This is a genomic window from Bradyrhizobium shewense (genome assembly GCF_900094605.1).
In the GTDB taxonomy this organism is placed as follows: Bacteria; Pseudomonadota; Alphaproteobacteria; order Rhizobiales; family Xanthobacteraceae; genus Bradyrhizobium; species Bradyrhizobium shewense.
In genome coordinates, this window is record NZ_FMAI01000003.1 from 390,525 (window position 1) to 405,573 (window position 15,049).

Here is a 15,049-nt window from a genome sequence, read left to right on the forward strand (position 1 = left end):
GACAGATGGATCCGAGCGGACCGATGCAGGCGATTGCGAATATCTGGCAGAATGCACGTTGTTCCGTGCGCGACTTCGTCGCCGACAAGCGCGCGCTCGCGGCGACGGAATTTGCGGTCATCGTCCCGCTGATGCTGGTGATGTTCTTCGGCACCGTCGAGTTCTCGTCGGCGGTGGCGATAGATCGCAAGGTCACATTGATCGCGCGGGCTCTGTCCGATTTGGCATCGCAGTCGGTCAAGCTCACCGATGCCGACATGAAGGATACGTTCACGGCGAGCATCTCGGTCATCATGCCCTACGACGCTACCCTGGTGAAGGGTACGGTCTCCCAGATCCAGATCGATGCCAACAGCATCGCCACGGTCCAGTGGAGCAGGGCCGGCACCATTGCGAGCGGTGCGACGCAAGCGACGCTGGCGACCTCGGCCCGCAAGCCCGGCGACAAGGTCACCAGCATGATTCCTGCGTCGCTGTTGATTCCGTCGACCTACCTCATACTCAGCGAGGCGAGCTACACTTACACGCCTTCCGTAGGCTATGTGTTGAAGTCGAGCATACCCTTGGGCGATCTGTCCTACACCCGGCCGCGCCAGGTCGCCTGCGTTCCCTATCCCTATCCAGATAACAACAACCAATCGACGTGCTGACATCGGCGAGCAGGTGCAAAAAAGGAAAAAGGCCGTGCGTCGCGCACGGCCTTCTTGTTTTCTTTGGCTTGCGCGAGCCGATCGGGCCAAGCGCCCGGCGGCTCAGCCTTCAGAGCGGAGGTTGTCCGCTGCCGACTTGCCGGAACGGCGGTCGGCCACGATCTCGTAGGAAAGCTTCTGGCCTTCACGCAGCGTGCCGAGGCCCGCACGTTCCACAGCGCTGATGTGGACGAACACGTCCTGGCCGCCGTCGTCGGGCTGAATGAAGCCGAAGCCCTTGGTCGCGTTAAACCACTTCACGGTTCCCATGCTCACGGGGATAGTCCCTTCTCAGATAACACAATGTTAGAGCCTGCTTGCGCAGGCCGGTTAGATCGAATTTTTGGAAGGGTCGTCAGCGTGTCTGAACCGGCTGTACCGGTGGATGCTAATGTCGTCCGGCCGAAAATCGATAAATTCATTTTATCGGAATTGAGGCCTCAAAACAATCCGGCCATGCACGATTTTTTGATCCGCCGCGATGTCCGCGGCGGATCCACATAAGGGTCGGAATCTTAGTTCCACTCAAGCGCCTAGCGACGGCGGAACTGGCCGCCGCGCTGGCCCGGGCGAGGCGGTCCACCCACCCCGCTGGGACGCTCGTCCTTGTGGCGGAAAATCAGCCGGCCCTTCTCGAGGTCATAGGGCGACATCTCCACCGTCACGCGGTCGCCTGCCAGCGTCTTGATGCGGTTCTTCTTCATCTTGCCGGCGGTATAGGCGACGATCTCGTGTCCGGCGTCGAGCTGCACGCGGTAGCGTGCGTCGGGGAGGATTTCGGTGACCAGTCCTTCGAACTGGATCAGCTCTTCCTTAGCCATGAATTTCTCCAGGTCGTGGACGGCTAGTGCGAATAGGGTTTGCGGTTCGGTTGGCCGTTCGGCCGACTCTCACGGCGCAAAAAGGCAACGCCTTGTATCCCATCAGCTGCCCCGGCGCTATGCGCGGAACGCTGTTCTGGACGACTGCCTGCAGAAGAAAGCGTCTTCCCGCCAGAGCGTGGACGACGAGACCCCTTTGAGCCCTTCGGGCCATTGCCGGGCCGCCCGTCAGCATGTCGCGCTTCGCCGCCATGTCGGCCTTCACCGGGGCGTCCATCGCCGTGCTTGCCGGCGCTATGGTGGCGTCCGTCGGAATGTCGTTCGTCGTTACGACGCCCGTCACCGTGGCGTCCCTCGCCATGCCTTGCGCCTTGCGGACGCTGGCCTGGGCGGCCTCCGCGGCCCTGTCGTTGCTGCGGCGCGGGAGGACCCGCATCGCGGCGGCCGGCGTCGGTGCGGAGATCTTCGCGCGGCAATGCCACCTTGATCAGCCGTTCGATGTCGCGGAGATAGCTGAGTTCCTCGCCGCCTGCGACCAGCGAGATCGCGGTGCCGTCGGCGCCGGCGCGCGCGGTGCGGCCGATGCGGTGGACGTAGGTTTCCGGCACGTTGGGCAGGTCGAAATTGATGACGTGGCTGATGCCGTCGACGTCGATGCCGCGGGCGGCGATGTCGGTGGCGACCAGGGTGCGGATCTCGCCCGAGCGGAACTGGGCCAGCGTCCGTTCGCGATGGTTCTGCGACTTGTTGCCGTGGATGGCGCTGGCGGGGATGCCGGCCTTCTCGAGTGACTTCACCACCTTGTCTGCGCCGTGCTTGGTGCGGGTGAAGACCAGGGCGCGGTTGACCGGCTCGTCCTTCAGAAGCTTGGTCAGGAAGGCGGGCTTGGCGGAGAAATCGACCTGGACGATGCGTTGATTGATGCGCTCGGCGGTCGAGGACACTGGGGTCACCGCGACGCGGGCGGGGTCCCGCAGCATCGCGTTCGCCAGCTCGGCGATGTCCTTCGGCATGGTGGCCGAGAAGAACAGCGTCTGCCGCTTGATCGGCAGCTTGGCGACGATTTTGCGGATGTCGTTGATGAAACCCATGTCGAGCATGCGGTCGGCTTCATCGAGCACGAGGAACTCGACGCTCGACAGTTTCAGCCCGTTGCTCTGCACGAGGTCGAGCAGGCGGCCGGGGGTGGCAACCAGCACTTCGACGCCCTGCATCAGCGAGCGGACCTGACGGCCCATCGGAACGCCGCCGATGGCGAGCGTCGAGGACAGGCGGATGTGGCGGCCATAGGCGTTGAAGCTGTCGAGGATCTGGCCGGACAGCTCGCGGGTCGGCGACAACACCAGGACGCGGGTCGTCTTGGGCTGCGGCTTGATACGGTGCTCGAGCAGGCGGTGCAGGATCGGCAGCGCGAAGGACGCGGTCTTACCGGTACCGGTCTGGGCGATACCGACGACGTCGCGGCCGGTCAGCGCCGTGGGAATGGTCTGGGCCTGGATGGGGGTGGGGGTGACGTAATTCTCTTCTTGAAGAGCGCGCGCGATGGGTTCGGCGAGGCCGAAGTCCTGAAACGAAGTCAAAAGAGGGGTTCTTTCCATGTCAAAAGCGCAACGCCCGGCGCATTCAGCGCGGCGCACGCAAAAGGGTGTCGAGAAGACACCTGCGTGTTTGGGGTGTCGGATGGCTTGGGAGATATGGGGCAAGCCAGAGGCCCGTAAGGGCTTAAGAACACGCGGCTCGCGACGACCGCTTGATTCGCAAGAGGTCTCGGCTGCTCATATGGAACATCGAGGGGGCGCTTTCAAGGCAATCTCGCCCAAAACGGCGATTGCAGTGCAAAAATAGTTATGCCGGAAATTTAGCCAGAATAGAGGATTTGCTCATAAAGTAATCAGCCTGCCGCTTTGGCATACATTTGGATTGCTCAAGATTTGGGCTGGTTCCGGGGCGGGAAACTTTGATTTCTGGCAGTTTTGTCAGCAAAACCAATTGGTTGTCAGGTGCCCAGTCCATGGCATGGTTCTTGCGAATCCGTTAATCGCAGGCGGCCGTGGGGCCGTTTCGCAGCGTTTTTCACGTCTGCGTCAGGGAGATGAGACACTCATGTTTAGCAAATCCACTCACGATATAGCGGCGTCATTTAGCCGCCGCGGCGTGCTCGCCGCGACCGCCGGACTGGTGCTCGGTCTGGCTTCATTGACTGGCGCCAAGGCCGCGGATGACACCATCAAGGTCGGCGTGCTGCACTCCCTGTCCGGCACCATGGCCATCAGCGAAACCACGCTGAAGGACACCATCCTTTTCCTGATCGACGAACAGAACAAGAAGGGCGGCGTTCTCGGCAAGAAGCTCGAGGCCGTTGTCGTCGACCCCGCGTCGAACTGGCCGCTGTTCGCCGAAAAGGCGCGCGAGCTGATCACCAAGGACAAGGTCTCGGTCGTGTTCGGTTGCTGGACCTCGGTGTCGCGCAAGTCGGTGCTGCCCGTCTTCAAGGAGCTGAACAACATCCTGTTCTACCCCGTGCAGTACGAGGGTGAGGAGAGCGAGCGCAACGTGTTCTACACGGGTGCGGCGCCGAACCAGCAGGCAATCCCCGCCGTTGACTACCTGATGAAGGACGAGAAGGTGAAGCGCTGGGTGCTTGCAGGCACCGACTACGTCTATCCGCGCACCACCAACAAGATCCTGGAAGCCTATCTGAAGTCGAAGGGTGTCGCCCAGGAAGACATCATGATCAACTACACGCCGTTCGGTCACTCCGACTGGCAGACGATCGTGGCCGACATCAAGAAGTTCGGCTCGGCCGGCAAGAAGACCGCGGTGGTCTCGACCATCAACGGCGACGCCAACGTTCCCTTCTACAAGGAGCTCGGCAACCAGGGCATCAAGGCGAAGGACATCCCGGTCGTCGCGTTCTCGGTGGGTGAAGAAGAGCTCGCCGGCATCGACACCAAGCCGCTGGTCGGCCATCTTGCCGCCTGGAACTACTTCCAGTCGATCAAGTCGCCGGAGAACGAGAAGTTCATCAAGGCATGGCAGGCCTACACCAAGAACCCGAAGCGCGTGACCAACGATCCGATGGAAGCGCACGTGATCGGCTTCGACATGTGGGTCAAGGCGGTCGAGAAGGTGAAGTCGACTGATCCGGACAAGGTGATCGACGCTCTCCCGGGCATCGAAGCCAAGAACCTGACCGGCGGCGTGTCGAAGATGCTGCCGAACCACCACATCACCAAGCCGGTGTTCATCGGCGAGATCAAGGGCAACGGCCAGTTCGACGTGGTCTGGAAGACCCCGGGTCTCGTCGCGGGCGATGCCTGGTCGAAGGAGCTCGACGGCTCCAAGGACCTGGTCGGCGACTGGGTCGGCAAGAAGTGCGGCAACTTCAACACCAAGACCAACAAGTGCCTCGGTTCGGGCTCCTGATCCGGATCTGACACGCCATAGCACGCCCGGAGAAGGCGGCGATCCCGCCGCCTTCTCCACTCATTTCTGCCGGGGTCATTCACAGTGCCAGCCCATTTGTCCGCGCGCCTCTGCTCGCTTGCGCTCTCGTTGTTCCTGATCGCGTTCACGCTGCCGGCCCTCGCCGGTCCGTTCGAGGATGCGGTCGCCAAATTCGCCAACGATGATTATTCCGATACGGACGAGGCGATCGGTGTGGTCGCAAGCAGCGGCAATCCGCTGGCTTTCCCCATCATCAGTGCGCTTCAGGACGGCCGCCTGATGGCCGACCCCGACAGCAAGAAGGTTTACGTCACCGGTGCCGACGGCAAGTCGATCGATGCCGCGACCGGCCAGGCGGTGGCCAGCGTTCCCGACAGCGCGAGCGCGGTCCGCCTCAACAACCGCCTGCGCCGCAGCGTCGACGCCGCGCTCGGCAGCCTGACGCTCCAGTCGCCGGACGTCGGAACACGGCTGCAGGCAGCGCAATCCGTCTTCAAGTCGCATGAGGAGACCGCGCTCGAGGCGGTCGACGCCGCGCTCGCCAAGGAAACCAACAGATCCGTCAAGGCTGCGCTCGGCGACGCCCGCGCGGCCATCCTGCTGTTCAAGCCGGACGCCACCGAGGTCGAGAAGCTGGAGGCGGTGGCCGCCCTCAAGGGGCGCGGCGACCAGGAGGCGCTGGCGCTGCTCACAGGCATGGGCGACCAGCCGGCATCCGTGACCAAGGCCGCCGCGAGCGCGATCGGCTCGATCCAGAATTCGCTCGCGGTCTGGTCGATGGTGCAGAATGCCTGGTACGGCCTCTCGCTCGGCTCGGTGCTGTTGCTCGCCGCGATCGGGCTCGCCATCACCTTCGGCGTGATGGGCGTGATCAACATGGCGCATGGCGAGATGGTGATGATCGGGGCCTACACCACCTTCGTGGTGCAGGAGGTGATCCGCACCCGCTATCCCGGCCTGTTCGACTATTCGCTGCTGATCGCGGTGCCGCTGGCCTTTGTCGTCGCCGGCGCGATCGGCGTGCTGATCGAGCGCAGCATCATCCGCTTCCTCTACGGGCGTCCGCTGGAGACGCTGCTCGCGACCTGGGGCCTGTCGCTGGTGCTGCAGCAGGCCGTGCGCACCATGTTCGGCCCGACCAACCGCGAGGTCGGCAATCCCTCCTGGATGAGCGGCGCCTTCGAGCTCGGCCAGATCACCATCACCTACAATCGGCTCTGGATCCTCGTGTTCACGCTCGCCGTGTTCGCGATCCTGCTCGCGATGCTGCGCTACACCGCGCTGGGCCTCGAGATGCGCGCGGTAACGCAGAACCGCCGCATGGCGGCCTCGATGGGCATCGCCACCTCCCGCGTCGACGCGCTGACCTTCGGGCTCGGCTCCGGCATTGCCGGCATCGCCGGCGTGGCGCTGTCGCAGATCGACAATGTCAGCCCCAATCTCGGCCAGAGCTACATCATCGACAGCTTCATGGTCGTGGTGTTCGGCGGTGTCGGCAATCTCTGGGGCACGCTGGTCGGCGCCTTCACGCTCGGCATCGCCAACAAGTTCCTGGAGCCGGTCGCCGGGGCCGTGCTCGGCAAGATCGCCATCCTGGTTCTCATCATCCTGTTCATTCAAAAGCGCCCGCGCGGCCTGTTCGCGCTCAAGGGCCGTGCGGTGGAAGCATGACCCCTCACATGCTGACGCGATCGCTGGACCGCAGCGCGACAATCTTCCTTGCCGTCGTCGCGGCCTGCGGCATCCTCATCCCGCTCTCCAATTTGCTGCTGCCCGCGGGCTCGTTCCTGCAGGTGCCGACTTATCTGGTCGCGCTCTGGGGCAAATATGTCTGCTACGCGATCCTCGCGCTTTCGATCGATTTGATCTGGGGCTATTGCGGCATTCTCTCGCTAGGCCACGGCGCCTTCTTCGCGCTTGGCGGCTACGCGATGGGGATGTACCTGATGCGGCAGATCGGCACCCGCGGCGTCTACGGCAATCCGATCCTGCCCGACTTCATGGTGTTCCTGAACTATTCGAAGCTGCCCTGGACCTGGTACGGCTTCGACATGTTCTGGTTCGCGGCGCTGATGGTGCTGCTCGTGCCCGGCCTGCTGGCCTTCTGCTTCGGGTGGCTCGCGTTCCGCTCCCGTGTGACCGGCGTGTATCTGTCGATCATCACGCAGGCGATGACCTATGCGCTGCTGCTCGCCTTCTTCCGCAACGACTTCGGCTTCGGCGGTAACAACGGCCTGACCGACTTCAAGGACATTCTCGGCTTCAACGTGCAGGCGGAGGGTACCCGCGCCGCGCTGTTCGCGCTGAGCTGTCTGGCACTGATCGCAGGCTTCCTGATCTGCCGCGCCATCGTTTCCTCCAAGCTCGGCAAGGTGTTGATCGCGGTGCGTGACGCGGAGTCGCGCACGCGGTTCCTCGGCTACCGCGTCGAATCCTACAAGCTGTTCGTGTTCACGGTATCGGCCTGCATGGCCGGCGTCGCCGGCGCGCTTTACGTGCCGCAGGTCGGCATCATCAATCCCTCCGAATTCGCGCCCGGCAATTCGATCGAGGCGGTGATCTGGGTCGCGGTCGGCGGCCGCGGCACGCTGGTCGGCGCCGCGCTCGGCGCCGTCGTCGTCAACTACGCCAAGACGTTTTTCACCTCGGGCATGCTCGCGCCGTACTGGCTGTTCATGCTTGGCGCATTGTTCATCCTGGTGACGCTGCTGCTGCCGAAGGGCATTGTCGGCACTTTCAACGCTTGGTGGGATCAGTCGAAGGAAAAGCGCAGCGCCGCGGCCATGGCGAGCGCCGCGGCCGAGGACGGCGTCACCGAACCCAAGATGGCGGAGTAAGCGCAAATGAACGTCATGGACAACCGCGCAACCTCCGCAATGCTCTATCTCGACGGCGTGCACGTCTCGTTCGACGGCTTCCACGCCATCAACAATCTGTCACTGACACTCGAGCCCGGCGAGATGCGCGCCATCATTGGTCCGAACGGTGCCGGCAAGACCACGATGATGGACATCATCACCGGCAAGACCAAGCCCGACGAGGGCACGGTTCTGTTCGACGGCGTCACCGATTTGACGCGGCTGGACGAAACCCGCATCGCCGAGCTCGGCATCGGCCGCAAGTTCCAGAAACCGACCGTGTTCGAGAGCCAGAGCGTGCAGGACAACCTCCTGCTCGCGCTCAATGTCGACCATAGCGTCAAGGGCACGTTGTTCTGGCGCGGCAGCAAGGCGGAGTCCGAGCGCATCGACAAGGTGCTGGAGACGATCCGTCTCACCGAGGCCCGTAACCGCCTTGCCGGCAGCCTCAGCCACGGCCAGAAGCAATGGCTGGAGATCGGCATGCTGCTGGCGCAGGACCCAAAACTCCTCCTCGTCGACGAGCCCGTCGCGGGGATGACCGATGTCGAGACGCATCTGACCGCCGAGCTGCTGAAAGAGATCAACAAGACCCACACCGTGATGGTGGTCGAGCACGATATGACCTTCGTGCGCGAGCTCGGCGTCAAGGTCACCTGTCTGCATGAAGGCACCGTGCTTGCCGAAGGAACCATCGACCAGGTCTCGTCCAACGAGCGGGTCATCGAAGTCTATCTGGGACGCTGAGCGATGCTTGAGGTCAAGGATATCAATCTATTCTACGGCGCGGCGCAGGCGCTGCGCGGCGTCTCGATCTCGGCCGAGCCGGGCAAGGTGACCTGCGTGCTCGGGCGCAACGGCGTCGGCAAGACCTCGCTCTTGCGCGCCATGGTCGGGCAATATCCGATTTCGTCGGGCGCGATCGTGCTCGACGGCAGCGACATCACCGGCCTCAAGCCCTATGAGCGGGCGCGCAAGGGCATCGGCTTTGTGCCACAGGGCCGCGAGATCTTCCCGCTGCTCACGGTCGAGGAGAACCTCAAGACCGGCTTCGGTCCGCTCAAGCGCGAGGACAAGCACATTCCGGACGACGTGTTCTCGCTGTTTCCGGTGCTGCAATCCATGCTCGGCCGGCGCGGTGGCGATCTCTCCGGCGGCCAGCAGCAGCAACTCGCGATCGGTCGCGCGCTGGTGATGCGGCCGAAATTGCTGCTCCTCGACGAACCGACCGAGGGCATCCAGCCCTCGATCATCAAGGACATCGGCCGCGCCATCTCCTATTTGCGCAACCTCGGCAACATCGCCATCGTGCTGGTCGAACAATATCTCGACTTTGCCTGCGAACTCGGCGACAGTTTTGCCGTGATGGATCGCGGCGCGGTGAAATTCACCTGCGATCGCGCCAATTTGGACGCGAGCGAGATCAGCCGCCAGATGGCGCTGTAAGCCGTTCTGCCGCGACCGGCTGGGGGAGGCGGATGCGCAGCGACGTTTCGGTCACGTCAGGGGTTTTCGAGGCGAACCGTGCCCGCGGCGCGGTGCGCTTCGACGTCCATGCGCGTGACGGCGTGACGCGGCGCGGCGTCTTGCATGAATCCGGCTCGCTGCGCGTGCGTTTTCCTTCGCCGGAAGGCGAGGGGCTCTCCGGCGTGTTCGTCAACACGGCAGGCGGCGTTGCCGGTGGCGACAGTTTCGAGATCGACATCGCGGCGGGCCAAGGCTCGCGCCTGACGCTGACGACCGCCGCCGCCGAAAAGGTCTATCGGGCGCCCGGAGCCGCGGCGCAGCTCAGCATCGCCTTGAACGTCGCTGCAGGCGCGCATCTTTCCTGGTTGCCGCAAGAGACGATCCTGTTCGACCGCGCCCGGGTCCACCGCCGCTTCGATATCGAGCTTGATGATGCCGCCTCGCTCCTGCTCTGCGAGATCGTGGTGTTCGGCCGCGCTGCCATGGGCGAGCGGATGGAGCAGGGCGAGTTCGTCGACCGCTGGCGGCTGCGGCGTGGTGGCAGGCTGGTGTTTGCCGAGACCATCAGGCTCGACGGCAATATCGGCGCAAAGCTTGAGCGATCCGCCGTCGCCAAGGGCGGTGCCGCGATCGGCACGGCGCTGATCGTGCCCGGTGACGAGGCTCTGATCGAGCGCATTCGCGCGGCCTCGGACTCATTCTCTGGCGAGGTCGGAATCTCGGCGTGGAATGGCTTTGCAATGGCCCGGTTCTGTGCCCAAGATGCGGCGCGGTTGCGGGCCGACATGATGGCCGTGCTGGCGCGCACTGGAACGGCCCTGCCGCGACTCTGGCTGAACTGACCGGCTGAATTGACGTGTTGAACGGAAGAGATTCTTCATGAACCTGTCTCCCCGCGAAAAGGACAAGCTTCTGATCTCGATGGCGGCCATCGTGGCCCGCCGTCGGCTGGACCGCGGCGTCAAGCTCAACCATCCCGAAGCGATCGCGATCATCTCCGACTTCATCCTCGAAGGCGCACGCGATGGCCGCACCGTCGCCGAGCTGATGCAATCCGGCGCGCAGGTCCTCACCCGCGACCAGGTGATGCCGGGCATTCCCGAGATGATCCACGACATCCAGGTCGAGGCGACCTTTCCGGACGGGACCAAGCTCGTCACCGTCCACGAGCCGATCAGGTAATTCGAATTCGTCATTCCGGGGCGCCCGCAGGGCGAACCCGGAATCCAGAGGTTTTGGTTTCGAGATTCCGGCCTTCTCGCTGCGCGAGCCCCGGAATGACGAGGAGGATAGAATGATCCCCGGTGAACTCTTCATCCAGGACGGCGAGATCGAGCTCAATGCCGGCCGCAAGACCGTGACGCTGACAGTCGCCAACACCGGCGATCGCCCGATCCAGGTCGGCTCGCACTACCATTTCTTCGAGACCAACCCCGCGCTGAAATTCGACCGCAAGAAAGCCCGCGGTATGCGCCTCGACATTGCCGCCGGCACCGCCGTCCGCTTCGAACCCGGCCAGACCCGCGACGTGCAACTCGTCGCCATGGCGGGCAAGAAGACGATTTACGGTTTTCGTGGCGACGTGATGGGGAAGCTGTGATCTCAGCAGGAACGAGCGCGGTGCGGCACGGTTGAGGCGGAAACGGAGGTATTTCCCATGCTGTCGCCCGTCCGCCTCGTCTCAGAACCCGCCGAACTCGCTGCGCACCGTCACAACGGCATGGCGCGCAAGCGGCGGGGGAGCGAGCCTTACGTCAATCATCTTGCCGAGGTCGCGAACCTGCTGGCGACCGCGACCGACGGCGCCGATGCCGAACTGGTCGCGGCCGGCTGGCTGCATGATACCATCGAGGACACCGACACCACGCGCGAGGAGCTGGCGCAGAAATTCTCGGAGCGTGTTGCCTCCCTCGTCGTCGAATGCACCGACGACATGAGCCGTCCCAAGGCAGAGCGGCGGCGTCTGCAGATTGTCGATGCGCCGAAGAAATCTGCTGGCGCGAAGCTGATCAAGATCGCCGACAAGATCAGCAACATCGGCGCGCGTATTCAGACCGATCCGAGTGCGGACGAGCGCGACGATCTCGCTGATTACGTTGGATGGGCCACGCAGGTCGCTGCCGGTTGCCGCGGCGGCAATCCGTGGCTCGACGAGAAATTCGATGATGCCGTGAAAGCAGCGAGGGCTTTGCTGTGAGTCACCAAACATTCAAACGCAAACGGGGCTTGTGATGTCCGTCAAAATAAAGCGTTCCGTCTATGCCGACATGTTCGGCCCGACCACCGGCGACAGGGTGCGGCTGGCCGACACCGACCTCATCATCGAGGTCGAGAAGGATTTCACCACCTACGGCGAGGAGGTGAAGTTCGGCGGCGGCAAGGTGATCCGCGACGGCATGGGGCAGTCGCAGGTCACCAACAAGCAGGGCGCGGCCGACACCGTCATCACCAATGCGCTGATCGTCGATCACTGGGGCATCGTGAAGGCTGACGTTGCCATCAAGGACGGCATGATCGCCGGCATCGGCAAGGCCGGCAATCCCGACATCCAGCCGGGCGTCACCATCATCATCGGTCCGGGCACGGATGTGATCGCGGGTGAGGGCAAGATCCTCACCGCCGGCGGCTTCGACAGCCACATCCATTTCATTTGCCCGCAGCAGATCGAGCACGCGCTGATGTCTGGCGTCACCTCGATGCTGGGCGGTGGCACCGGCCCGTCGCATGGCACCTTCGCCACCACCTGCACGCCGGGTCCCTGGCACATGGGGCGGATGATTCAGTCGTTCGATGCCTTCCCGGTCAATCTCGGCATCTCCGGCAAGGGCAACGCCTCGCGGCCTGCTGCCCTGGTCGAGATGATCAAGGCCGGCGCCTGCGCGCTGAAGCTGCACGAGGACTGGGGCACCACGCCTGCGGCGATCGACAACTGCCTGTCGGTTGCCGATGCTCACGACATCCAGGTGATGATCCATACCGACACGCTGAACGAATCCGGCTTCGTCGAGGACACGATCAAGGCGTTCAAGGGCCGCACCATCCACGCCTTCCACACCGAGGGCGCCGGCGGTGGTCACGCCCCAGATATCATCAAGGTCGCGGGGCTCAAGAACGTACTGCCGTCCTCGACCAACCCGACCCGGCCGTTCACGCGCAACACCATCGACGAGCATCTGGACATGCTGATGGTGTGCCACCACCTCGATCCCTCGATCGCGGAAGATCTGGCGTTCGCGGAAAGCCGTATCCGCAAGGAGACCATCGCGGCCGAAGACATCCTGCACGATCTCGGCGCACTCTCGATGATTTCGTCTGACTCGCAGGCCATGGGCCGTCTCGGCGAGGTCATCATCCGGACCTGGCAGACTGCCGACAAGATGAAGAAGCAGCGCGGGTCACTGCCGCAGGACAAGGGCAAGGACAACGACAATTTCCGCGTCAAACGCTACATCGCCAAATACACGATCAATCCCGCCATCGCTCATGGCGTGTCGAAGCTGATCGGCTCGGTCGAGAAGGGCAAGCTCGCCGATCTCGTGTTGTGGTCGCCGGCTTTCTTCGGCGTCAAGCCTGACTGCATCGTCAAGGGCGGCATGATCGTCGCTGCCCCCATGGGCGATCCCAATGCCTCGATCCCGACGCCGCAGCCGGTGCATTACCAGCCGATGTTCGGCGCATTCGGCAAGGCGCGCACGGCGTCTTCCGTGGTGTTCACCTCGAAGGCGGCCATCACCGGCGGCCTCGCGCGAAAGCTCGGCATCGACAAGAAGCTCTACGCGGTCCAGAACACCCGCGGAAAAATCTCGAAGAAGAGTATGATCCACAACGATGCCACGCCCAATATCGAGGTCGATCCCGAGACCTATGAGGTGCGCGCGGACGGCGAGCTGCTCACTTGCGCGCCGGCCGAGGTGCTGCCGATGGCGCAGCGATATTTCATGTACTGAAATAGCGCCTCAACGCATGTCCCCGGGATTATGTCCAGAGGGCATGTCCGGGGATGGCTTTTACGGTTTTGCGTTCGATCCCGCCTGGTCTAATGTCCCGCCCGGTATCTAACCTTAGAAGAAAAGCCGGGAGGATTTCTCGTGATCTACGTCGTTGCCACCTTGACCATCAAGCCCGAGACGCGCGCCGAATTCATTGCAGCCGCCACCGCCTGCATCAAGGAGACGCGGAAAGAGCCCGGCAATATCGCCTATGATCTGCATGAAAGCGTCACCGATCCTGCCAAGATGGTGTTCGTCGAGCAGTGGGAGAACGCCGAGGCGCTGGTACCACATCGTGGCATGGAGCACATGAAGACGTTCGGGCGCGTGGCGGTCAAGTGCTTCACGGCACCGCCGAAGATCGAAGTGATCACGCCCGAGAAGGTCGAGACAAGGTAAAAGCGCATGATCCGGGCGACGCAGGTCAGGGGACAGCACCGCTTCACGGAAGCGCCGGCGGATACGGTGGTGCTCGATTTCGACGATCGGCACCGCCGCCGCATGGCGATGACGGGAACGCGGGGGCTCGAATTCCTGCTCGACCTGGAACAGGCCGTCGCACTGCGCGGCGGCGATGCGCTGGTGCTGGAGGACGGTCGGCTCGTCGAAGTGGTCGCTGCGCCCGAGCCGCTGCTGGAAATCCGCGGCCGCGATCCGCATCACCTCATCCGCGTCGGCTGGCACCTCGGCAACCGCCATCTGCCGACGCAGATCATGGCCAAGGCCCTGCGCATTCGCCGCGATCACGTCATCGAGGCGATGGTGAAGGGTCTCGGCGCGCGCGTGATCGAGATCGAGGCGCCGTTCGATCCCGAAGGCGGCGCCTATGCCGATGCCGGCCACGCGCATGGGCACGACGATCATGCGCGTCATGATCACGGGCATCATCATGACCATGGTCACGATCACCATGGCCATGATCATCACGCTCATGACCACCACCACCATGATCATGCCGCGCATGATCATGGGCACGATCATCACCACGACGAGCATTGCGACCATCCCGACCATCACCACGGCCACAAGCATGCTCATGACCACAAGTGAGCCGGTCGCGGTCCGCGACCTCGCCGAGGGCGAGGCGGCGGCGCTGTACCGGCTGATGACCTGGCTGTCGCCGGCATTCCCGGTCGGCGGCTTCTCCTATTCCAGCGGCATCGAATGGGCGGTCGAGGCGGGCGACATCGTCGATACGGCCACGCTGGCCGACTGGCTCGACGCAATGCTCGGCGACGGCTCCGGCTTTTGCGACGCGACGTTTCTCGTGCATGCCTATCGTGCTGCAGCGATGGGCGAAGATGCGACCTTGAGCGATATCGCCGAGCTCGCCGCGGCCATGGTGCCGTCGCGCGAGCGGCAGCTGGAGACGACCTCGCAGGGCCGCGCCTTCATCGACATCGCACGCGCTGCCTGGGATGTAGACGGCCTGGATGCCATGGTTGCGGCTTGCCGCACGCCACTGGTCTATCCCGTCGCGGTCGGCGTGGTCGCCGCCAAGCACGGCGTGGCGCTGGCGCCGACGGTGCACGCGTTCCTGCATGCGTTGGTATCGAACTGGATTTCGGCCGCCAGCCGGCTCATTCCGCTCGGCCAGACTGACAGCCAGCGCGTGTTGGTGAGGCTGGAAGCGGCCGCCGCCGCCACCGCCTATCGTGCGCTGAATGCGATACTGGAAGATCTCGGCAGCGCGACCTTCCGCGCCGATCTCGCCAGCCTGCGGCACGAGACGCAATATACCCGGCTGTTCCGGTCGTGAGCGGTGCGGCCTTTGACCC

At 63.6% G+C, this 15,049-nt stretch carries 17 protein-coding genes; 14 read left to right on the forward strand and 3 right to left on the reverse strand.

The annotated features are described in order from the left end of the window. The first annotated feature begins 23 nt into the window (after nucleotides 1-23). Nucleotides 24-650, forward strand: a complete 627-nt coding sequence (locus tag GA0061098_RS08750) for a TadE/TadG family type IV pilus assembly protein (protein WP_165637242.1) — start codon at nucleotides 24-26, stop codon at nucleotides 648-650. Nucleotides 651-752: 102 nt separating this feature from the next. Here the strand turns inward: GA0061098_RS08750 and GA0061098_RS08755 are convergent, their stop codons facing one another. From GA0061098_RS08755 to GA0061098_RS08765, 3 genes are all read right to left on the reverse strand, one after another. Continuing rightward, on the reverse strand, nucleotides 753-965 hold the full coding sequence (locus GA0061098_RS08755; protein ID WP_028142093.1) for a cold-shock protein: 213 nt from the start codon (nucleotides 963-965) through the stop codon (nucleotides 753-755). Nucleotides 966-1,222: 257 nt separating this feature from the next. Next, nucleotides 1,223-1,510, reverse strand: coding sequence for a translation initiation factor IF-1 (gene infA, locus GA0061098_RS08760; protein ID WP_008131890.1), 288 nt, complete (start codon nucleotides 1,508-1,510; stop codon nucleotides 1,223-1,225). Between the two features lie 23 nt (nucleotides 1,511-1,533). Further along, a complete protein-coding gene (locus tag GA0061098_RS08765) occupies nucleotides 1,534-3,108 on the reverse strand; it encodes a DEAD/DEAH box helicase (RefSeq protein WP_091955947.1) in 1,575 nt (524 codons plus the stop codon). Nucleotides 3,109-3,613: 505 nt separating this feature from the next. Between GA0061098_RS08765 and urtA the strand changes: the two genes are divergently transcribed. The 13 genes from urtA to GA0061098_RS08830 all read left to right on the forward strand — a co-directional run bounded on the left by urtA (nucleotide 3,614) and on the right by GA0061098_RS08830 (nucleotide 15,030). Continuing rightward, nucleotides 3,614-4,936 (forward strand): urea ABC transporter substrate-binding protein, encoded by a 1,323-nt coding sequence (gene urtA / locus GA0061098_RS08770; RefSeq protein WP_026202068.1) that lies wholly within the window; start codon nucleotides 3,614-3,616, stop codon nucleotides 4,934-4,936. Nucleotides 4,937-5,020: 84 nt separating this feature from the next. Then, nucleotides 5,021-6,628, forward strand: coding sequence for an urea ABC transporter permease subunit UrtB (gene urtB / locus GA0061098_RS08775; protein WP_091955948.1), 1,608 nt, complete (start codon nucleotides 5,021-5,023; stop codon nucleotides 6,626-6,628). After that, the gene (gene urtC, locus GA0061098_RS08780) at nucleotides 6,625-7,794 is read left to right on the forward strand and encodes an urea ABC transporter permease subunit UrtC (protein ID WP_091955949.1); all 1,170 of its coding nucleotides are present in this window, start codon (nucleotides 6,625-6,627) and stop codon (nucleotides 7,792-7,794) included. The genes urtB and urtC overlap by 4 nt, the downstream gene beginning before the upstream one ends. A gap of 6 nt (nucleotides 7,795-7,800) precedes the next feature. Then, nucleotides 7,801-8,562, forward strand: a complete 762-nt coding sequence (gene urtD / locus GA0061098_RS08785) for an urea ABC transporter ATP-binding protein UrtD (RefSeq protein WP_091955950.1) — start codon at nucleotides 7,801-7,803, stop codon at nucleotides 8,560-8,562. Between the two features lie 3 nt (nucleotides 8,563-8,565). Next, on the forward strand, nucleotides 8,566-9,261 hold the full coding sequence (urtE, locus tag GA0061098_RS08790) for an urea ABC transporter ATP-binding subunit UrtE (RefSeq protein WP_018318770.1): 696 nt from the start codon (nucleotides 8,566-8,568) through the stop codon (nucleotides 9,259-9,261). A 32-nt stretch (nucleotides 9,262-9,293) separates the two neighbouring features. Beyond that, nucleotides 9,294-10,124 (forward strand): urease accessory protein UreD, encoded by an 831-nt coding sequence (locus tag GA0061098_RS08795; RefSeq protein ID WP_091955951.1) that lies wholly within the window; start codon nucleotides 9,294-9,296, stop codon nucleotides 10,122-10,124. Between the two features lie 37 nt (nucleotides 10,125-10,161). Further along, complete coding sequence (locus tag GA0061098_RS08800; protein ID WP_007605424.1) at nucleotides 10,162-10,464, forward strand: urease subunit gamma; 303 nt, start codon at nucleotides 10,162-10,164, stop codon at nucleotides 10,462-10,464. 112 nt (nucleotides 10,465-10,576) lie between these two features. Beyond that, nucleotides 10,577-10,882, forward strand: coding sequence for an urease subunit beta (locus GA0061098_RS08805; protein ID WP_026202067.1), 306 nt, complete (start codon nucleotides 10,577-10,579; stop codon nucleotides 10,880-10,882). A gap of 57 nt (nucleotides 10,883-10,939) precedes the next feature. Further along, nucleotides 10,940-11,479, forward strand: a complete 540-nt coding sequence (locus tag GA0061098_RS08810) for an HD domain-containing protein (RefSeq protein ID WP_091955952.1) — start codon at nucleotides 10,940-10,942, stop codon at nucleotides 11,477-11,479. A 34-nt stretch (nucleotides 11,480-11,513) separates the two neighbouring features. Next, nucleotides 11,514-13,229: an urease subunit alpha gene (gene ureC / locus GA0061098_RS08815; RefSeq protein ID WP_091955953.1), complete on the forward strand. Its 1,716-nt coding sequence runs from the start codon at nucleotides 11,514-11,516 to the stop codon at nucleotides 13,227-13,229. Between the two features lie 141 nt (nucleotides 13,230-13,370). After that, nucleotides 13,371-13,670 (forward strand): putative quinol monooxygenase, encoded by a 300-nt coding sequence (locus tag GA0061098_RS08820; protein ID WP_018318764.1) that lies wholly within the window; start codon nucleotides 13,371-13,373, stop codon nucleotides 13,668-13,670. A 6-nt stretch (nucleotides 13,671-13,676) separates the two neighbouring features. Further along, on the forward strand, nucleotides 13,677-14,321 hold the full coding sequence (locus GA0061098_RS08825; RefSeq protein ID WP_091955954.1) for an urease accessory protein UreE: 645 nt from the start codon (nucleotides 13,677-13,679) through the stop codon (nucleotides 14,319-14,321). Continuing rightward, nucleotides 14,302-15,030: an urease accessory protein UreF gene (locus GA0061098_RS08830; RefSeq protein WP_091955955.1), complete on the forward strand. Its 729-nt coding sequence runs from the start codon at nucleotides 14,302-14,304 to the stop codon at nucleotides 15,028-15,030. The genes GA0061098_RS08825 and GA0061098_RS08830 overlap by 20 nt, the downstream gene beginning before the upstream one ends. The last annotated feature ends 19 nt before the right edge of the window (nucleotides 15,031-15,049 follow it).